The following is a 14,541-nucleotide window of genomic DNA, read 5'->3' on the forward strand; positions in this document are numbered from 1 at the left end:
GAGTTTCCCCGTGAGGGTCAGCGCAGGCCGAGCACGTCCTGCATGTCGAACAGGCCGGCGCCGCGCGCCGACAGGAAGCGGACCGCACGCAGCGCGCCCTGCGCGTACGACACGCGGCTCGACGACTTGTGCGTGATCTCGATCCGTTCGCCGATCCCGGCGAACAGCACGGTGTGATCGCCGACGATGTCGCCGCCGCGCACGGCCGCGAAGCCGATCGTCGACGGGTCGCGTTCGCCCGTCACGCCCTGGCGGCCGTACACCGCGCAGTCGTCGAGCGAGCGCCCGAGCGCGCCGGCCACGGCCTCGCCCATCATCAGCGCGGTGCCCGACGGCGCGTCGACCTTGTGACGGTGGTGCGCCTCGATGATCTCGATGTCGTAGCCGTGCGAGAAATGCTTCGCCGCGAATTCGAGCAGCTTCAGCGTGACGTTCACGCCGACGCTCATGTTCGCCGCGAACACGATGCCGATCTTGCCTGCCGCGGCCTGCAGCTCGGCCTTCTGCTCGGCGGTGAAGCCGGTCGTGCCGATCACGAGCTTCACGTCGTGGCGCAGCGCGGCCGCGACGTGCGCGATCGTGCCTTCCGGCCGCGTGAAGTCGATCAGGTAGTCGGCCTGCGCGAACACGGCGTCGAGGTCGTCGGTCAGCTTGATCCCGGTTTCCTTGCCGAGAAACGCGCCCGCGTCCTGGCCGAGGAACGGCGAATCGGCGCGGTCGAGCGCGCCGACGAGCTGCGCGTCGGAATCGTTGAGAACGGCTTCGATCAGCATCCGGCCCATACGGCCCGATGCACCGGCAATCGCAATCTTCATGGCTTTCTACACGACAGGTCTAAAGGCGGGCGGCGCATGCCGCCCTGTTTCCGCACGCCGGCCGCTTACTGGGCCGGCGCGGTGAGCGGCTGGTTCTGCAGGTTGTCCGAGCCTTGCGGGCCGACCGGCGGCGACGCCTCGTTCGACGCGTTCGGCTGCGGCGGGCGATGGAACTGGAACTGCGGCTGGATCGCCGGCGCGGCGCCCGGCGGCTGGCCGCCCGGCACCGGCGCGCCGCCCGAGGCCTGCGCGGACGGCGTGAAGCGGCGGGCGGTCGTGCCCTGCCCCGACACCTGGTTGGTCGCGCGGTTCGCCGCGCGCGCCGCCTGGGCGTTCGCATCCTGGTCGACCGCCGCGCCGGAAACCGGCTCGACGGACGGGCTCGCGGCAGCGGTCGCCTGCGCGGCGCTCGCCGCAGCCGCGGCAGCGGCGGCTTCGGACGCCTTCTTCGCCGCGGCCGCGGCCTTCGCCTTCTTGCCGCCGCGATCGCCGTCGATATCGGCCAGCAGGTCGAGTTCGGACGGCAGGTTGTCGGCGCCCGTCCAGCTCGCGAGGCGATCGCCCGAGAACGTCAGCACGAGGTCGCGCTGCTGGACGACGGACGTCGAGCCGCGCTTGAAGTAAAAGAGGTAATCCCAGCGGTCGGCATGGAACATGTCCGACAGCAGCGGCGTGCCGAGCAACGCGCGCACCTGCTCGCGCGTCATTCCGGCCTGCAGCTGCGCGGCCTTCTCCTGCGACACGAAGTTGCCCTGCACGACAGTGATCCGATAGGGCGTGATGCTCTGCGCGATGCGCTGCGTCACGCTGTCGTACGACGAACAACCAGCCAGCGCGGCAACGGCGGCGGCAGCGATGATGGCACTCCGCATGCGACTCCTCTGATAGTGCGAAAGGGATTCCGGGAACATTTCCGTCACCGAGCTGGCCCGCGTCGCGGGTCGCGCGTGTTTCTGGAACGGCGAAAAGCCGGTAACATTGAAGCCCTGCATTGTACTCTAGGGATGCCTAGCCATGACCAATCCGACGGATCTCAAGAATATCGGGCTAAAGGCCACCCTACCGCGCCTCAAGATTCTCGAGATCTTCCAGCAAAGCCCGGTGCGTCACCTGACGGCCGAAGATGTCTACCGCAACCTGCTCAACGAGCAGCTCGACATCGGGCTCGCCACCGTTTACCGCGTGCTGACGCAGTTCGAGCAGGCCGGCCTGCTCACGCGCAGCAACTTCGAATCCGGCAAGGCCGTGTTCGAGCTCAATGAAGGTTCGCACCACGATCACCTCGTCTGCCTCGATTGCGGCCGCGTCGAGGAATTCTTCGATGCCGAGATCGAAGGCCGCCAGCAAGCGATCGCCAAGGAACGCGGCTTCCGGCTCCAGGAACATTCGCTCGCGATGTACGGTTCCTGCACGACCGAGAACTGCCCGCACCGCAAGCACTGATCCGCACCCTGCGCGCACGCGCGACGGCCCGGCCGGCATCCCGCCGCCCGGGCCGTGTTGTTTTCGGGATGGAAAAACGGCCCGCACGTCGCGTGCGGGCCGGGTCGGGAACGTTTTCGGTCGATCCGCGCGGCGGCGAGCCTTGCTGGCGCCGCGCGGAGCTTGCGCCGCTTGAGCCGCTTCAAACCTGATGCCTGACGCCGCCTTCGCCGCGCGTCAGGCCGTGCTCGCGCACGCCGGCTCGAACTCGAGCGCCCACGCGTCGTCGAGCGGAATCTCGTCGCAGTTCGGCTGCGGGCCGCCACGGTCGACGATCACGAAGTCGCTGACCGCGTCGAGCGCGAGCAGCGGATGGTGCCAGACGCCCTTCGCGTAGTTCACGCCCTGCCAGCCTTCGGCGAGGAACGCGCGCATCGCGTCGGGCCGGAACTCGCCGGCCGGCGCGACGACGATCGCATAGCGCGACACGGCCGCCAGCGGGATGAACGCCTGGCTGCCGTGCGGATGGCGCTCCATCAGCGTGATCGCCACCGGCAGCGCGCGCGGCTGCGCACGAAACACGCTGACGAGCGGCCGGCCGCCGTCCGCGCAGACGTCGATCGTCGCGAGATCGTGGAAGCGCTCGGTCGTGCCGCCGTTGATCGGGAAATGCCGCGCGCCTTCGAGCGCGATCACGTCGCCGAACGGCGCGAAGGCCTCGCGGGTCAGGCGCTCGACGCGCAGGATGTGTGGTCCGCTCATGCCGATGCCCTCCTTCAAGCCGGCTCGCCCCACAGACGCAGGCGCGACACGCCGCCATCCGGGAAGATGTTGAAGCGCACGTGCGTGACGGGGCCGAGCGTTGCGAGCTGGTCGAACGTATGCACGTGGTCCATCTGCAGCTTCTGCTCGCCGAGCAGTTCGGCCCAGAACATCGCCTGCGTGACGAGCGAATCGTCGGTGCCGCCGGCGACGTGCGCGGCCTGCAGCGAACAGCGGTCGGGGAAGTTGCCCTTGAAGAACGCCGTATCGACCTCGACGCGCCGGATGATGCCCGGCCGCGCCAGCGCGACGATCGCCCAGTCGTTGCCGGGCTCGCGGCGGCGCCGCGTTTCCCAGCCGTCACCCATGTTCGCGCCGCGCCCCGGCATCAGCATCTGCGAGGCCGGACCGAAGTGCTGGTTGTTCGCGGCCACCAGGTAGCCGCCGTTCTCGATCGCCGCGAGATCGACGAGTTCGCCCGCCGGCACGTGGCGCCAGTCGCGCTGCGGCTGGCCGTACACGCGCAGCCGCGCGAGCCCGCCGTCCGGATACAGGTTCACGCGCAGGTGTGTGACCGGCTGCGCATCGTCGACGCTCACGTAGTGATGCGAATTGCCCTGCAGCGTCGTCGCGGGGACGATCGTGCGCCATTCGGTGTCGTCCGGCGGCGTGTCGCCGTCCACCGCACAGGCCTCGATCGACGCGGCCGGCGGAAAGTTGCCGGTGAAGTGGCTCGTATCGAGATCGACGCCGTAGATCACGCCCGGCCGCGCGAGCCGGACCACGCAGAAGTCGTGGCCGGTGGTGCGCTTGCGGCGCGTTTCCCAGCCGTCCATCCACTTGCCGTGGTCGTCGTACTTGCCGGGAATGAACACGGCCGGCTCGGGATTCAGCATGCGCTCCTTCGGCGCGAAGAATTCGTCGCTGGCGAAGAGCGCCTGCGCGCCCAGGCGCGGGTCGGCGAGGTTCATGTAGCGCCGCGTGAAAGCCGGCGCGTTCGGGTCGAGGATGGGGGCTGCCATGTCGTCTCCATTATTTTGGCAAGGACCGGCGCATCGTCGCGCCGGCCACGGGACATTCGTTCGCGCGAAGCAGCCCGGGAGGCCGCTTCGCGCGCGGGTGCGCTCAGAGCGCGTGGGCCTGGTCGCCGGCGACCGGCGCGGCGCTGCCGGTTTCGTCGGCCACGTAGCGCAGTTCGCGGTTCAGCACGCGCTTCGCACGGGCCCGGTCGATGTCGTTCTCCCACACGGCGACGACCACCGTCGCGACGCAGTTGCCGATCAGGTTGGTCAGCGCGCGGGCAATGCCGACGAACCAGTCGACCGGCAGGATCAGCACGAGGCCGAGCACCGGAATCGCGGGAATCGCCGACAGCGTCGCCGCGAGGATCACGATCGCCGACCCGGGAATCCCGTGCGCGCCCTTCGACGTGACGAGCGACACGAGCAGCACGACGATCAGGTCGTGCGTGGACAGCGGCGTGTTGGTGGCCTGCGCGATGAACAGCACGGCGAGCGTCAGGTAGATCGAGAAGCCGTCGAGGTTGAACGAATAGCCGGTCGGGATCACGAGGCCGACCGTCGAATCCTTGATGCCCATGTATTCGAGCTTGCTCATCACCTGCGGCAGCACCGCGTCCGACGACGCCGTGCCGAGCACGATCGACAGTTCCTCGCGCAGGTAGCGGATCAGCTTGAACACCGAGAAGCCCGCGAGACGCATCACCGCGCCGAGCACGACCGTGACGAACACGAAGCAGCTCAGGTAGAACACCGCGACGAGGTAGCCGAGCTGCTTGAGCGACGCGACGCCGTACTTGCCGGTCGTGAACGCGATCGCGCCGAGCACGCCGAGCGGCGCGAGCTTGATGATGAAGCCGATGATGCGGAAGAACACGTGCGACAGTTCCTCGATCAGCGAATTGACGCGCTGCGCCTTGTCGCCGAGCAGCGACAGCGCCGAGCCGAACAGCACCGCGAACACGAGGATCTGCAGGATGTCGCCCTTCGCGAACGCGTCGATCGCGGTCTCGGGGATGATCTTCATCAGGTAGCCGGCCGTGTCCTTCAGGCTTTCGGCGTTCTTCGCGTACGTCGAGAGCGAGGCCGCGTCGAGCGAGCGCAGGTCGATGTTCATGCCGACGCCGGGGCGCGTGAGCCACGCGAGGACGAGCCCGATGCCGAGCGCAAGCGTCGTCATGATCTCGAAGTAGACGACCGCCTTCAGGCCGACCCGGCCGACCTTCTTCAGGTCGCCCGCATTGGCCATCCCGCTGACCACGACGCAGAACACGATCGGGCCGATGACCATCTTGATGAGCTTCAGGAAGCCGTCGCCGAGCGGCCGTAGCGACTCGGCGAAATGCGGGAAGAACGCGCCGAGCGCGACCCCCAGGATCAATGCGACGACTACCCGGCCAAACAGCGAATTGAGGAATTTCGACACGGCGCTCTCCCGATCCAACGGTTGCAGTTTCGTCTGTTCATACTGGTAAGACCAGTGATGTTATGGTGGATAGTAGGAAGCCGATATAGTCGAGTCAAGGACGGACAAAATAGGGATTTCCCGCCCCTGTGCCCCGCACCGTGCGGGGGCGGATCGTGGCTTTCCCGTAGGCCGGTCGTGCACCGCGCGCGTGCGGATTACAATGCCGGTCAGACCGGCCATCGTTCACATCATGAAAAACGTTCCGCACACCGTGACCGACGCCGCCATCGCGACGATCCGCGACCGGATCGAGGCAGGCGTGTATCCGGTCGGCAGCCTGCTGCCGGCCCAGCGCCAGCTCTCCGAGGAGCTGGAGATCAGCCGCGCGTCGCTGCGCGAGGCGCTGTCGACGCTCGAGGCGCTCGGGATGCTGCGCATCCGCGCCGGCAAGGGCGTGTACGTCGAAAGCGCGCAGGCGTCGGCCGCGCATCCGTGGCAATTCGCCGAGCAGTCGTCGCCGCCCGATACGTACCAGATGCGCTATGCGCTCGAAGGGTTCGCCGCGCGGATGGCCGCGCACGTCGTCAGCGACGACGACATCGCGTGGTTCGAGGACAACCTCGCCGACCTGCACGTCGCGCTGACCGACAGCGCGCTCGACGAAGCGTCGCAGCTCGACTTCGACTTCCACATGCGGATCATCCATCTCGCGGGCAACGCGGCGATCGAGTCGGTGCTGCGCAGCAGCGCCGACATCATGAAGGAAAGCCAGCGCATGCCGTTCTACCGGCGCGAGCTGCTGCTGTCGACGTGGCACGAGCACCGCGCGATCGTCGACGCGCTGATCGCCCGCGATGCGGCCGCGGCCGGCACCGCGATCGAGACGCACATCGCGAACGCCGCGCAGCGCGCGGGCATCTTCTTCCCGACGCCGGGCACCTGACGCAGCCGCCGGCCTACGGTCGCGGCCGGCGCGACAGCGGTTCGCCGGTCGTACCGGTCATCCCCCCGAAGGATCGCGATACGCGAGCGCGCGCTCGATGAACGCGCGCGCCGCGACGCTGCGGTATGCGCCCTTGCGCGTGAGCAGCGCGGCCGTGCGCGACGGCAGCGGCGGATCGAGTTCCAGCGCGCACAAGTCGCCGCGCTCGCGCGCGATCGCGTCGGGCAGCACCGTCGCGAGCCGCCCGCGGCGCACGAGTTCGAGCACCGCGCTGGTCGTATTCGTCTCGATCGCGATCCTCGGCTGCACACCCTGCTCGATGAAATACCGGTCGATGCTCGCGCGCGTCGCGAACGCGCGGCTCAGCAGCACCAGCGGCTCGCCGGCGAGTTCGGCCGGGCTCAGCGCGCGGCGGTGGCGGGCGAAGCGGTGCGCGCGGCCCGTCACCAGGGCGAGCGGTTCGTCCCACAGCGGCAGCGCGTCGATGTCGGGCGCGCGCGGCGGCATGAACGCGAAGCCCGCATCGAGACGGTCGTCGGCAAGCTGCGCCTCGATGCGCTCCTGCGACATCGCGTCGATCGTCAGCGCGACGTTCGGGAAATCCGCATGGAACGCATCGATCAGCGAGCCGCTCAGGTAGGCCGCGAAGGTCGGCATCATCGCGAGCCGCAGCGAGCCGCTGCCGAGATCGGCAACGTCGTGCAGCGCCGCGCGCGCGTGGCGCGCATAGACCTCGCCGAATTCGGTGAGCCGCACCGTGCGGCCCGAGCGGTCGAACAACGGCACGCCCAGCATGTCCTCGAGCTGGCGGACCTGCTGCGACAGCGTCGGCTGCGACACGTGCAGCGCATCGGCCGCGCGCGTGAAGCTGCGCTGCTCGGCGACGGCCAGGAAATAGCGGATGTGGCGGAGTAGCATGGCGGCCCGGGTATTGGTAGAACCAATTGATACCATAAGGATCCAGTCTTGGACGCTATGGTTCGGTTCCCGCATCATACGCACATCCGCTCCCGCGCACGCCGACTGGCCGCCGCACCGGAGCGGCCCGCCGGGCCCGCCCTCCCCGCCCGCCGCACGACGTTACGCCGCCGCCCCGACCGGGCGCCGGCCACGCGCCGCCCGGCGCGCATCGCGCGCATCGTCGATCCGCTGACGCCGGCCCCGATTTCCGCAACCCCGCGTTGCCGACGGCCCGTGCCGCCGGCCGGCACCGCTGTTTCTTTCGCGACCATGGAACCGCATCAAGACAACCATCCTCCCCTGACCCGCGCGATGACGCTGCTGTTCGCCTGCGCGTGCGGCATCGTCATCGGCAACATCTACTACGCGCAGCCGCTGCTCGCCGCGATCGCGCACAGCTTCGGCCGCCCGCCCGCCGAACTCGGCTATCTCGTCACGCTGACGCAGCTCGGCTATGCGGCGAGCCTGCTGCTGATCGTCCCGCTCGGCGACGCGGTCAACCGCCACACGCTGATCGTGCGGCTGCTCGTGCTCAACGTGATCGCGCTGGCCGCCGTCGCGTTCAGCACGAACTTCACGATGTTCGTCGTCGCGAACATCGCGCTCGGCTTCGTCACGTGCTCGACGCAGCTGCTCGTGCCGTTCGCCGCGTCGCTCGCCGACGCGCGCACGCGCGGCCGCGCGGTCGGCACCGTGATGAGCGGGCTGCTGCTCGGCATCCTGCTCGCGCGCGTCGCGGCCGGCGCGATCGCCGACGGGTTCGGCTGGCGCGCCGTGTACGGCATCGCCGCGGTGATGATCCTCGCGCTGAGCGGCGTGCTCGCGGTGAAGCTGCCGAAGGATCGCCGCCACGCGCGGCTCGACTACGCGGCGCTGATGCGCTCGCTGGTCGCGCTGCTGCGTGCGCAGCCGCTGATCGCGCTGCGCTCGGCCTACGGCGCGCTCGTGTTCGCGTGCTTCAGCCTGCTGTGGACCGGCCTCACGTTCCTGTTGAGCCAGCCGCCGTACAGCTATTCCGAAGGGCAGATCGGCCTGTTCGGGATCGTCGGCGCGGTGGGCGCGCTCGCGGCGACGTCGGCCGGCCGGCTCGTCGATCGCGGCCACGGCAACGCGGCGACCGGCCTGTTCGCGGCGGCCGTGCTCGCGTCGTTCGCGCTGATCGCGGCCGGCGCGCATTCGCTCGTCGCGCTGATCGCGGGGATCCTGCTGCTCGACGTCGGCGTGCAGGGCATGCACATCTCGAACCAGAGCGTGATCTATGCACTCGCGGGCCACGCGCGCAGCCGCGTGACGACGATCTACCTGACGAGCTACTTCGTCGGCGGCGCATTCGGATCGTTCGCGGCGAGCGTCGCGTACGGCATCGACGGCTGGCGCGGCGTGTGCATCGCGGGCACGGCGCTCGCGGGCGTGCTGATCGCCCTGTGGCTCGCGTCGCAGCGGATCGGCGCGCGGCAAGTCACGCAATGATCCGGTTTCGCTCCAGCCGATGAAAAAGGCACGCTCCGCCAATCGCGGGCGTGCCTTCTTTGCCTTTTTTGCCTTGCGCGCCGTCGCGCGCCATCAGCAGACGATCATGCCGCCGCGTCCGCGAAACGATCAGCACCTTCATCGCGCGCTGCCGGTCGCCGGCCAGCTCGAACGCGCGATTCGCGTCGCGCATCGGGAACACGCCCGTCACGGCCGGGCGCAGGTCGACACGCTCGGCATTGATCAGCTGCACCGCGAGCGCGAATTCCGCATGGAAGCGGAACGAGCCGCAGATCGACAGCTCCTTCGCGACCACGACGTTCTGCGGCAGGCTGACGTCGCCGCCGAGCCCGAGCTGCACGACGACGCCGCGCGGCCGCATCACGTCGAGACCGTCGCGCAGCGCGCGCGCATTGCCCGAACACTCGATCATCACGTCGAACGTGCCCTTGTCGGCACCGTAGCGCGCGACCCAGCCGGTGTCGGCCGCCGCGTTGATCGTATGGTCGGCGCCGAGCGCGCGGGCGACCTCGAGCGGCGCATCGACCACGTCGGTCGCGACGATCTCCGCCGCGCCGTGCACCCGCGCCGCCGCGACCGCCAGCACGCCGATCGGCCCGCACCCCGACACGAGCACGCGCCGGCCGATCAGCGGGCCCGCGCGCGACACCGCATGCAGCCCGACCGCGAACGGCTCGGCGAGCGCCGCGAGCGACAGCGGCACATGGTCCGCCACCTTCACGCACTGCGCGGCATCGCACACGAGCGCGTTGCGAAACGCGCCCTGCACGTGCGGCATGCGCATCGCGCTGCCGTAGAAGCGCATGTCGAGACACTGGTTCGGCAGCCCTTCGAGGCAATAGCGGCACGCGCCGCACGGGCGGCTCGGATTCACCGCGACGCGATCGCCGACCTTCACCGACGTCACGTCCGGTGCGACCGCCGCCACCGTGCCGGCAACTTCATGGCCGAGCACCATCGGCTGCTGCAGCCGGATCGCGCCGAAGCCGCCGTGCCGGAAGTAATGGAGATCGGAGCCGCAGATGCCGCCCATCGCGACCTCGACGCGCACCTGGCCCGGGCCGATCTCGCCCGCGTCCTGCTCTTCGAGCCGCAGGTCGTTCGGCCCGTGGATCACGAGACACATGCAACGCATACGCATGACAGCCTCCTCAGACGACCGGCGTGAGCAACGGCGCGCCGGCGAAGTGCGCGGCGAGGTTGTCGCGCACGAGCCAGCCCATCGCCTGGCGCGTCTCGACGGTGCCGCTCGCATGATGCGGCTGCAGCAGCACGTTCGGCAACGCGAGGAAACGCGGGTCGATGCGCGGCTCGTTCCAGAACACGTCGAGCGCCGCGCCGGCGATCGCGCCGCGTTCGAGCGCGTCGAGCAGCGCGGGCTCGTCGACGGTCGTGCCGCGCGACACGTTCACCAGATAGCCGCGCGGGCCGAGCGCGTCGAGCACGCCCGCGTCGACGAGGTGGCGGGTCGACGCGCCGCCCGCCAGCGTGACGATCAGCACGTCGCACCAGCCGGCCAGTTCCGCCAGCCGGCCGAAGAAGCGATGCTGGCTGTCGTCGCGCGGCGCGACGTCGAAGTAGCCGAGTTCGACGTCGAAGCCCGACAGCCGGCGCGCGAGCGTCGAACCGATCCGGCCGAAGCCGACGATGCCGACGCGCTTGCCGTACAGGCGCGTGACGAGCGGCATGTCGCCGTCGGACCATGCGCCGGAGCGGACGTACGCGTCGCCGGCGCCGATCCGGCGCAGCAGCGCGAGCGTGAGGCCGATGCCGAGATCGGCGACGTCACCGGTCAGCACGTCGGGCGTGTTGGTCACGCGGATCCCGCGCTCGCGGGCGGCCGCGAGATCGATCGCATCGGTGCCGACGCCATAGCACGCGATGATCTCGAGCTTCGGCAGCGCGGCGATCAACGCCGCGTCGGCGCCGAGGTCGCCGCGCGTCGCGATCGCGCGCACGCCGGCGCCGTGTTCGGCGAGGCATGCCGCGCGATCGGCGGCCTCCCACAACCGATGGACGTCGTAGCCGGTCGACAGCCATGCGTCGTCCCACGGCTGGTAAGGGCCCGTCATCAGCAGCTCGGGCCGCCGGTTCGATTCGTGCGCCATCTGCGCTTGCTCCTGTCGAAAAGCGTTGAAAGTCGAATGCGTGCCGGGCCGCGTCGGCCGCCCGGCCCGTTCATGCATGCCGTGCGAGCGATTCGGCGTCCGGGGCCGATTGCGCCTGCGCGGCGTCGAGCGGATCGTCGAGATCGCGGTTCAACGTCTCCGGCATCCGCGCGGTGGTGAACAGCGTGATCAGCGTCAGCAGCACCAGGTACGCGGCGATCGGTACCCATGCCTGCACGCCCGCCGCATGGTCGCCGCCGTGCCGCGCGATCACGGTCGCGATGAGCGTCGCGCCGACGAGCGGGGCAATCCCGCCCGCGAGCACGGCCGACACTTCGCGCGAGAACGACACGCCCATGTAGCGATGCCGCGCGCCGAACAGTTCGGGCAGCAGCGCGGCCTGCGCGCCGAGCATCCCCCAGTTCGCGAAGCCCTGCGCGATCGAGATCGCGATCACGCTCGCCACCACGTTCCCCTGGCTGAAGATCCACCACACCGGAAACGCGAGCGCGAGCTGCAGCCACGCGAACGTGCGGTACACGCGCACGCGGCCGTAGCGATCGCTCAACCGCCCGGCCAGCGGCACCGTGCACGCGCCGACGGTCGCCGCGCACACCAGCGCGAGCGCGCCGATCGGCCCCTTCATCCCGATCACGCCGGCGAGATAGCTGACCGCGAGCGCCTGGTAGATCGACGAGCCGCCGTTCTCGGCCATCCGCAGGCCGATGCCGATCAGCAGCGTGCGCTTCGAATGCCGGACCGCGCTCTTCAGCGGATTCGCCGACACCTGCGCGCGCTTCTCGAGCCGCACGAAGGTCGGCGACTCGTGCAGCCGCACGCGCATGTAGAGTCCGACCGCGACGATCACCGCGCTGAACAGGAACGGCACGCGCCAGCCCCAGCCGTCCGTCACGCGCTCGAGGTTCGCGAGCAGCAGGAAATAGACGGCCGCCGCGAGCAGCGTGCCGAGCTGGATCCCGAGAAACGGCAGCGACGCATAGAAGCCGCGTTTGCCGGGCGGCGCGTATTCGGTCATCAGCACGGCCGCGCCGGCCTGCTCCGCGCCGGCACCCAGGCCCTGCAGGATGCGCAGCAGCACCAGCAGCGCGGGCGCCCAGTAGCCGGCGCTCGCATAGGTCGGCAGCACGCCGATCAGCGTGCTCGCGACGCCCATCAGCAGCACCGTCGCGGTCAGCACGAACTTACGGCCGACGCGATCGCCGAGCACGCCGAACACCACGCCGCCGAGCGGGCGCACCGCGAAGCCGACGAAGTACGTGCCGAAGCTCGCGATCAACCGCATCTCGGCGGTTTGCGCGGGAAAGAACAGCGGTCCGAAGACCAGCGCCGACGCGAGCGTGTACAGCGCGAAATCGTAGTATTCGAGCGCGCTGCCGAGCGAGCAGGTCCATGCCGCGCGGTTCAGCTGCTGCGTGTCGACGCCGCGACGCTCGGCGGCATCGGCCGGCGCGTCCGTGCCGGGCATTGCATCGCGCCGCGCGGGCGGCGGGGAAGTGCGATCCATCGTTGTCTCCTGCGTTCCGTTCCGGAACCCGGCGCGAGACGCACCGGGATATCGGCCCGCTCGTGGGGCGGGCTCTTCTGGGCATTCGGATGCCGGCGCGCGCGGGCATTAGCCGGCACTAGCCGGCATTGGCCGGCGCTCACCGGCGCAACGACGCTGCGCTCACGGCGCAAGCGTCGCCGCTCAGACGGCGCTGGTCAGCCCGCCGTCGACGAACAGCGTCTGGCCGTTCACGAAATCGGATGCGGCCGACGCGAGGAAGATCGCCGCACCGCACAGCTCGTCGACCTGCCCCCAGCGGCCGGCCGGCGTGCGCTTGCACAGCCAGTCGGAGAACGCCGCGTCGTCGACCAGCGCACGATTCAGTTCGGTCTCGAAATAGCCGGGCGCGAGGCCGTTCGCCTGGATGCCGTGGCGCGCCCAGTCGGCGCACATCCCTTTCGTCAGCATCCGCACCGCGCCCTTCGTCGCCGCATACGGCGCGATCGTCGGCCGCGCGAGCTCGCTCTGCACCGAGCAGATGTTGATGATCTTGCCGCGGCCGCGCGCGATCATGTGGCGCGCCACCGCCTGCGCGACGTTGAACACGCCGTCGAGGTTCACGCGAATCAGCGCGTGCCAGTCGTCCGGGTCGAATACGTCGAGCGGCGCGCGGCGCTGGATGCCCGCGTTGTTCACGAGGATGTCGATCGCGCCGACGCGCGCCTCGAAATCGTCGATCGCCGCGCGCACCTGCGCGTGCTCGGCGACGTCGAACACCGCGTAGTCGGCCGCGAAGCCTTCCTCGCGGAAATGGCGCGCGAGCGTCGCGGCCTTCTCCTCATTGCGATCGTTGATCACGATCGCCGCACCGGCCTCCGCGAGCCCGCGGGCGAGCGTCAGGCCGATCCCGCGTCCGGACCCCGTGATCAGTGCGCGGCGGCCATCCAGGCGGAACCGGTCAAGCGCGTTGTTCATGCATGTCTCCCCGTGCCATCGAGCCGACCGCCGGTCGCGGCCGGTCTCGCGTCGAGGGTATCTTCGGCGCTCGGCCGGGCGTCGCGCCAATGGTCTTTTTTGATCCGGTTATCATGAAATCCGATCACCGTTCTCTTCACCGTTCGCTACCGCCCGCCCACCATGGAACTCAAGCAATTGCGCGCCTTCGTCACGCTCGCGGAAGAACTGCATTTCGGGCGTGCCGCGCAGCGCCTGTTCATCGTGCAGTCCGCGCTGAGCATGCAGATCAAGGCGCTCGAGGAGGATCTGGGCGCACGCCTGTTCGAGCGCGACCGTCACAAGGTCGAGCTCAGCGATACGGGGCGCGTGTTCCTGCCCGAAGCGCGGGCGACGCTGCAGCAGGCCGCGCGCGCGGAGCAGATGGCGCGGCTGTCGAGCCGCGGCGAGATCGGCACGCTGCGCATCGCGTTCGTGTCGTCGGTGCTGCCGGCGCTGCTGCCGGCCGTGCTGCGCACGATGCGCGAGCGTTATCCGCTGATCGCGCTCGAACTGAAGGATTTGCCGACGCCCGACCAGATCGCCGCGCTGCGCGACCGGCGCATCGATTTCGGGATGATCCGGCTGCCGGCCGCGTATGCGGGCATCGACACCCGCGTGGTGCTCGAGGAAGGCTTCGTGGTCGCGCTGCCGCTCGACCACCCGCTCGCCGCGCACGACACGATCTCACCGTCCGCGTTGCGCGGCCAGCCCGCGTTCGTGCTCGCGCGCCGCTACGCGCCCGGCTTTCACGACGACATGCTGCTGGCACTGAGCCGCGCGGGCACGACACTCGAGATCGCGCAGGAGTTCGGGGAATTCACGACGATGCTCGCGCTCGTCGCGGCCGGCATGGGGATCGGGCTGATCCCGGCGGAAGCCGCGAGCGCGCTGCCGCCGAACGTGCTCGCGCGGCCGCTCGACCTGGCCGGCCACCGGACCGGCATCGGCCTCGCGTGGACCGACCTCGACAGCCCGCTGAAGCGCGCGTTCGTCGACGCGCTCGAGCAGGTGACGGCGAACGCCGCGCAATAAAAAACCCGGCCGGGAAAAATTCCGGGCCGGGCTCGTTCGCCACGCAGGCCGCCGTGCGGCGGCCGCGCGACGTGCGGG

At 69.8% G+C, this 14,541-nt stretch carries 13 protein-coding genes and 1 pseudogene; 4 read left to right on the top strand and 10 right to left on the bottom strand.

Annotation, left to right across the window (positions count from 1 at the left end):
- Positions 1–17 precede the first annotated feature (17 nt).
- Positions 18–815: a 4-hydroxy-tetrahydrodipicolinate reductase gene (gene dapB, locus U4Z31_RS21785; RefSeq protein WP_044844161.1), complete on the bottom strand. Its 798-nt coding sequence runs from the start codon at positions 813–815 to the stop codon at positions 18–20.
- Between the two features lie 65 nt (positions 816–880).
- Complete coding sequence (locus tag U4Z31_RS21790) at positions 881–1,687, bottom strand: outer membrane protein assembly factor BamE (RefSeq protein WP_044844162.1); 807 nt, start codon at positions 1,685–1,687, stop codon at positions 881–883.
- 142 nt (positions 1,688–1,829) lie between these two features.
- On the opposite strand from U4Z31_RS21790, the gene fur reads away from it, so the two are divergent.
- The gene (gene fur / locus U4Z31_RS21795) at positions 1,830–2,258 is read left to right on the top strand and encodes a ferric iron uptake transcriptional regulator (protein ID WP_011350926.1); all 429 of its coding nucleotides are present in this window, start codon (positions 1,830–1,832) and stop codon (positions 2,256–2,258) included.
- 216 nt (positions 2,259–2,474) lie between these two features.
- Here the strand turns inward: fur and U4Z31_RS21800 are convergent, their stop codons facing one another.
- The 3 genes from U4Z31_RS21800 to U4Z31_RS21810 form a co-directional block, all read right to left on the bottom strand.
- Positions 2,475–2,999 carry an ureidoglycolate lyase gene (locus U4Z31_RS21800; RefSeq protein WP_044844245.1) on the bottom strand — a complete coding sequence of 175 codons (525 nt, stop codon included), beginning with the start codon at positions 2,997–2,999 and terminating at the stop codon, positions 2,475–2,477.
- A 14-nt stretch (positions 3,000–3,013) separates the two neighbouring features.
- Positions 3,014–4,021, bottom strand: coding sequence for an allantoicase (alc, locus tag U4Z31_RS21805; protein WP_124488263.1), 1,008 nt, complete (start codon positions 4,019–4,021; stop codon positions 3,014–3,016).
- Between the two features lie 103 nt (positions 4,022–4,124).
- A complete protein-coding gene (locus U4Z31_RS21810; RefSeq protein ID WP_044844246.1) occupies positions 4,125–5,444 on the bottom strand; it encodes a C4-dicarboxylate transporter DctA in 1,320 nt (439 codons plus the stop codon).
- A gap of 202 nt (positions 5,445–5,646) precedes the next feature.
- Here U4Z31_RS21810 and U4Z31_RS21815 point away from each other — a divergent pair, with 202 nt between their 5' ends.
- Positions 5,647–6,369: a FadR/GntR family transcriptional regulator gene (locus U4Z31_RS21815; protein ID WP_185640885.1), complete on the top strand. Its 723-nt coding sequence runs from the start codon at positions 5,647–5,649 to the stop codon at positions 6,367–6,369.
- Between the two features lie 57 nt (positions 6,370–6,426).
- Here the strand turns inward: U4Z31_RS21815 and cynR are convergent, their stop codons facing one another.
- The gene (cynR, locus tag U4Z31_RS21820) at positions 6,427–7,287 is read right to left on the bottom strand and encodes a transcriptional regulator CynR (protein ID WP_321811367.1); all 861 of its coding nucleotides are present in this window, start codon (positions 7,285–7,287) and stop codon (positions 6,427–6,429) included.
- A 312-nt stretch (positions 7,288–7,599) separates the two neighbouring features.
- Between cynR and U4Z31_RS21825 the strand changes: the two genes are divergently transcribed.
- Positions 7,600–8,799, top strand: a complete 1,200-nt coding sequence (locus U4Z31_RS21825; RefSeq protein ID WP_321811368.1) for an MFS transporter — start codon at positions 7,600–7,602, stop codon at positions 8,797–8,799.
- 104 nt (positions 8,800–8,903) lie between these two features.
- On the opposite strand, the pseudogene U4Z31_RS21830 reads toward U4Z31_RS21825, so the two are convergent.
- From U4Z31_RS21830 to U4Z31_RS21845, 4 genes and pseudogenes are all read right to left on the bottom strand, one after another.
- Positions 8,904–9,961 (bottom strand): annotated as a pseudogene (locus U4Z31_RS21830) (L-idonate 5-dehydrogenase).
- Positions 9,962–9,971: 10 nt separating this feature from the next.
- On the bottom strand, positions 9,972–10,928 hold the full coding sequence (locus tag U4Z31_RS21835; protein ID WP_321811369.1) for a 2-hydroxyacid dehydrogenase: 957 nt from the start codon (positions 10,926–10,928) through the stop codon (positions 9,972–9,974).
- A gap of 70 nt (positions 10,929–10,998) precedes the next feature.
- A complete protein-coding gene (locus U4Z31_RS21840; RefSeq protein WP_321811370.1) occupies positions 10,999–12,453 on the bottom strand; it encodes an MFS transporter in 1,455 nt (484 codons plus the stop codon).
- Between the two features lie 183 nt (positions 12,454–12,636).
- Positions 12,637–13,410 carry an SDR family NAD(P)-dependent oxidoreductase gene (locus U4Z31_RS21845; RefSeq protein WP_321811371.1) on the bottom strand — a complete coding sequence of 258 codons (774 nt, stop codon included), beginning with the start codon at positions 13,408–13,410 and terminating at the stop codon, positions 12,637–12,639.
- 162 nt (positions 13,411–13,572) lie between these two features.
- Between U4Z31_RS21845 and U4Z31_RS21850 the strand changes: the two genes are divergently transcribed.
- The gene (locus U4Z31_RS21850) at positions 13,573–14,463 is read left to right on the top strand and encodes a LysR family transcriptional regulator (RefSeq protein ID WP_321796780.1); all 891 of its coding nucleotides are present in this window, start codon (positions 13,573–13,575) and stop codon (positions 14,461–14,463) included.
- Positions 14,464–14,541: the final 78 nt, after the last annotated feature.

Origin of the sequence: Burkholderia sp. BCC1985, from assembly GCF_905339915.1 — a bacterium.
Lineage (GTDB): Bacteria > Pseudomonadota > Gammaproteobacteria > Burkholderiales > Burkholderiaceae > Burkholderia.

Bases quoted from the DNA above. Each gene is read 5' to 3' on its own strand.
- dapB (WP_044844161.1), bottom strand. From the start codon at position 815: ATGAAGATTGCGATTGCCGGTGCATCGGGCCGTATGGGCCGGATGCTG.
- U4Z31_RS21790 (WP_044844162.1), bottom strand. From the start codon at position 1,687: ATGCGGAGTGCCATCATCGCTGCCGCCGCCGTTGCCGCGCTGGCTGGT.
- fur (WP_011350926.1), top strand. From the start codon at position 1,830: ATGACCAATCCGACGGATCTCAAGAATATCGGGCTAAAGGCCACCCTA.
- U4Z31_RS21800 (WP_044844245.1), bottom strand. From the start codon at position 2,999: ATGAGCGGACCACACATCCTGCGCGTCGAGCGCCTGACCCGCGAGGCC.
- alc (WP_124488263.1), bottom strand. From the start codon at position 4,021: ATGGCAGCCCCCATCCTCGACCCGAACGCGCCGGCTTTCACGCGGCGC.
- U4Z31_RS21815 (WP_185640885.1), top strand. From the start codon at position 5,647: ATGCCGGTCAGACCGGCCATCGTTCACATCATGAAAAACGTTCCGCAC.
- cynR (WP_321811367.1), bottom strand. From the start codon at position 7,287: ATGCTACTCCGCCACATCCGCTATTTCCTGGCCGTCGCCGAGCAGCGC.
- U4Z31_RS21825 (WP_321811368.1), top strand. From the start codon at position 7,600: ATGGAACCGCATCAAGACAACCATCCTCCCCTGACCCGCGCGATGACG.
- U4Z31_RS21835 (WP_321811369.1), bottom strand. From the start codon at position 10,928: ATGGCGCACGAATCGAACCGGCGGCCCGAGCTGCTGATGACGGGCCCT.
- U4Z31_RS21840 (WP_321811370.1), bottom strand. From the start codon at position 12,453: ATGGATCGCACTTCCCCGCCGCCCGCGCGGCGCGATGCAATGCCCGGC.
- U4Z31_RS21845 (WP_321811371.1), bottom strand. From the start codon at position 13,410: ATGAACAACGCGCTTGACCGGTTCCGCCTGGATGGCCGCCGCGCACTG.
- U4Z31_RS21850 (WP_321796780.1), top strand. From the start codon at position 13,573: ATGGAACTCAAGCAATTGCGCGCCTTCGTCACGCTCGCGGAAGAACTG.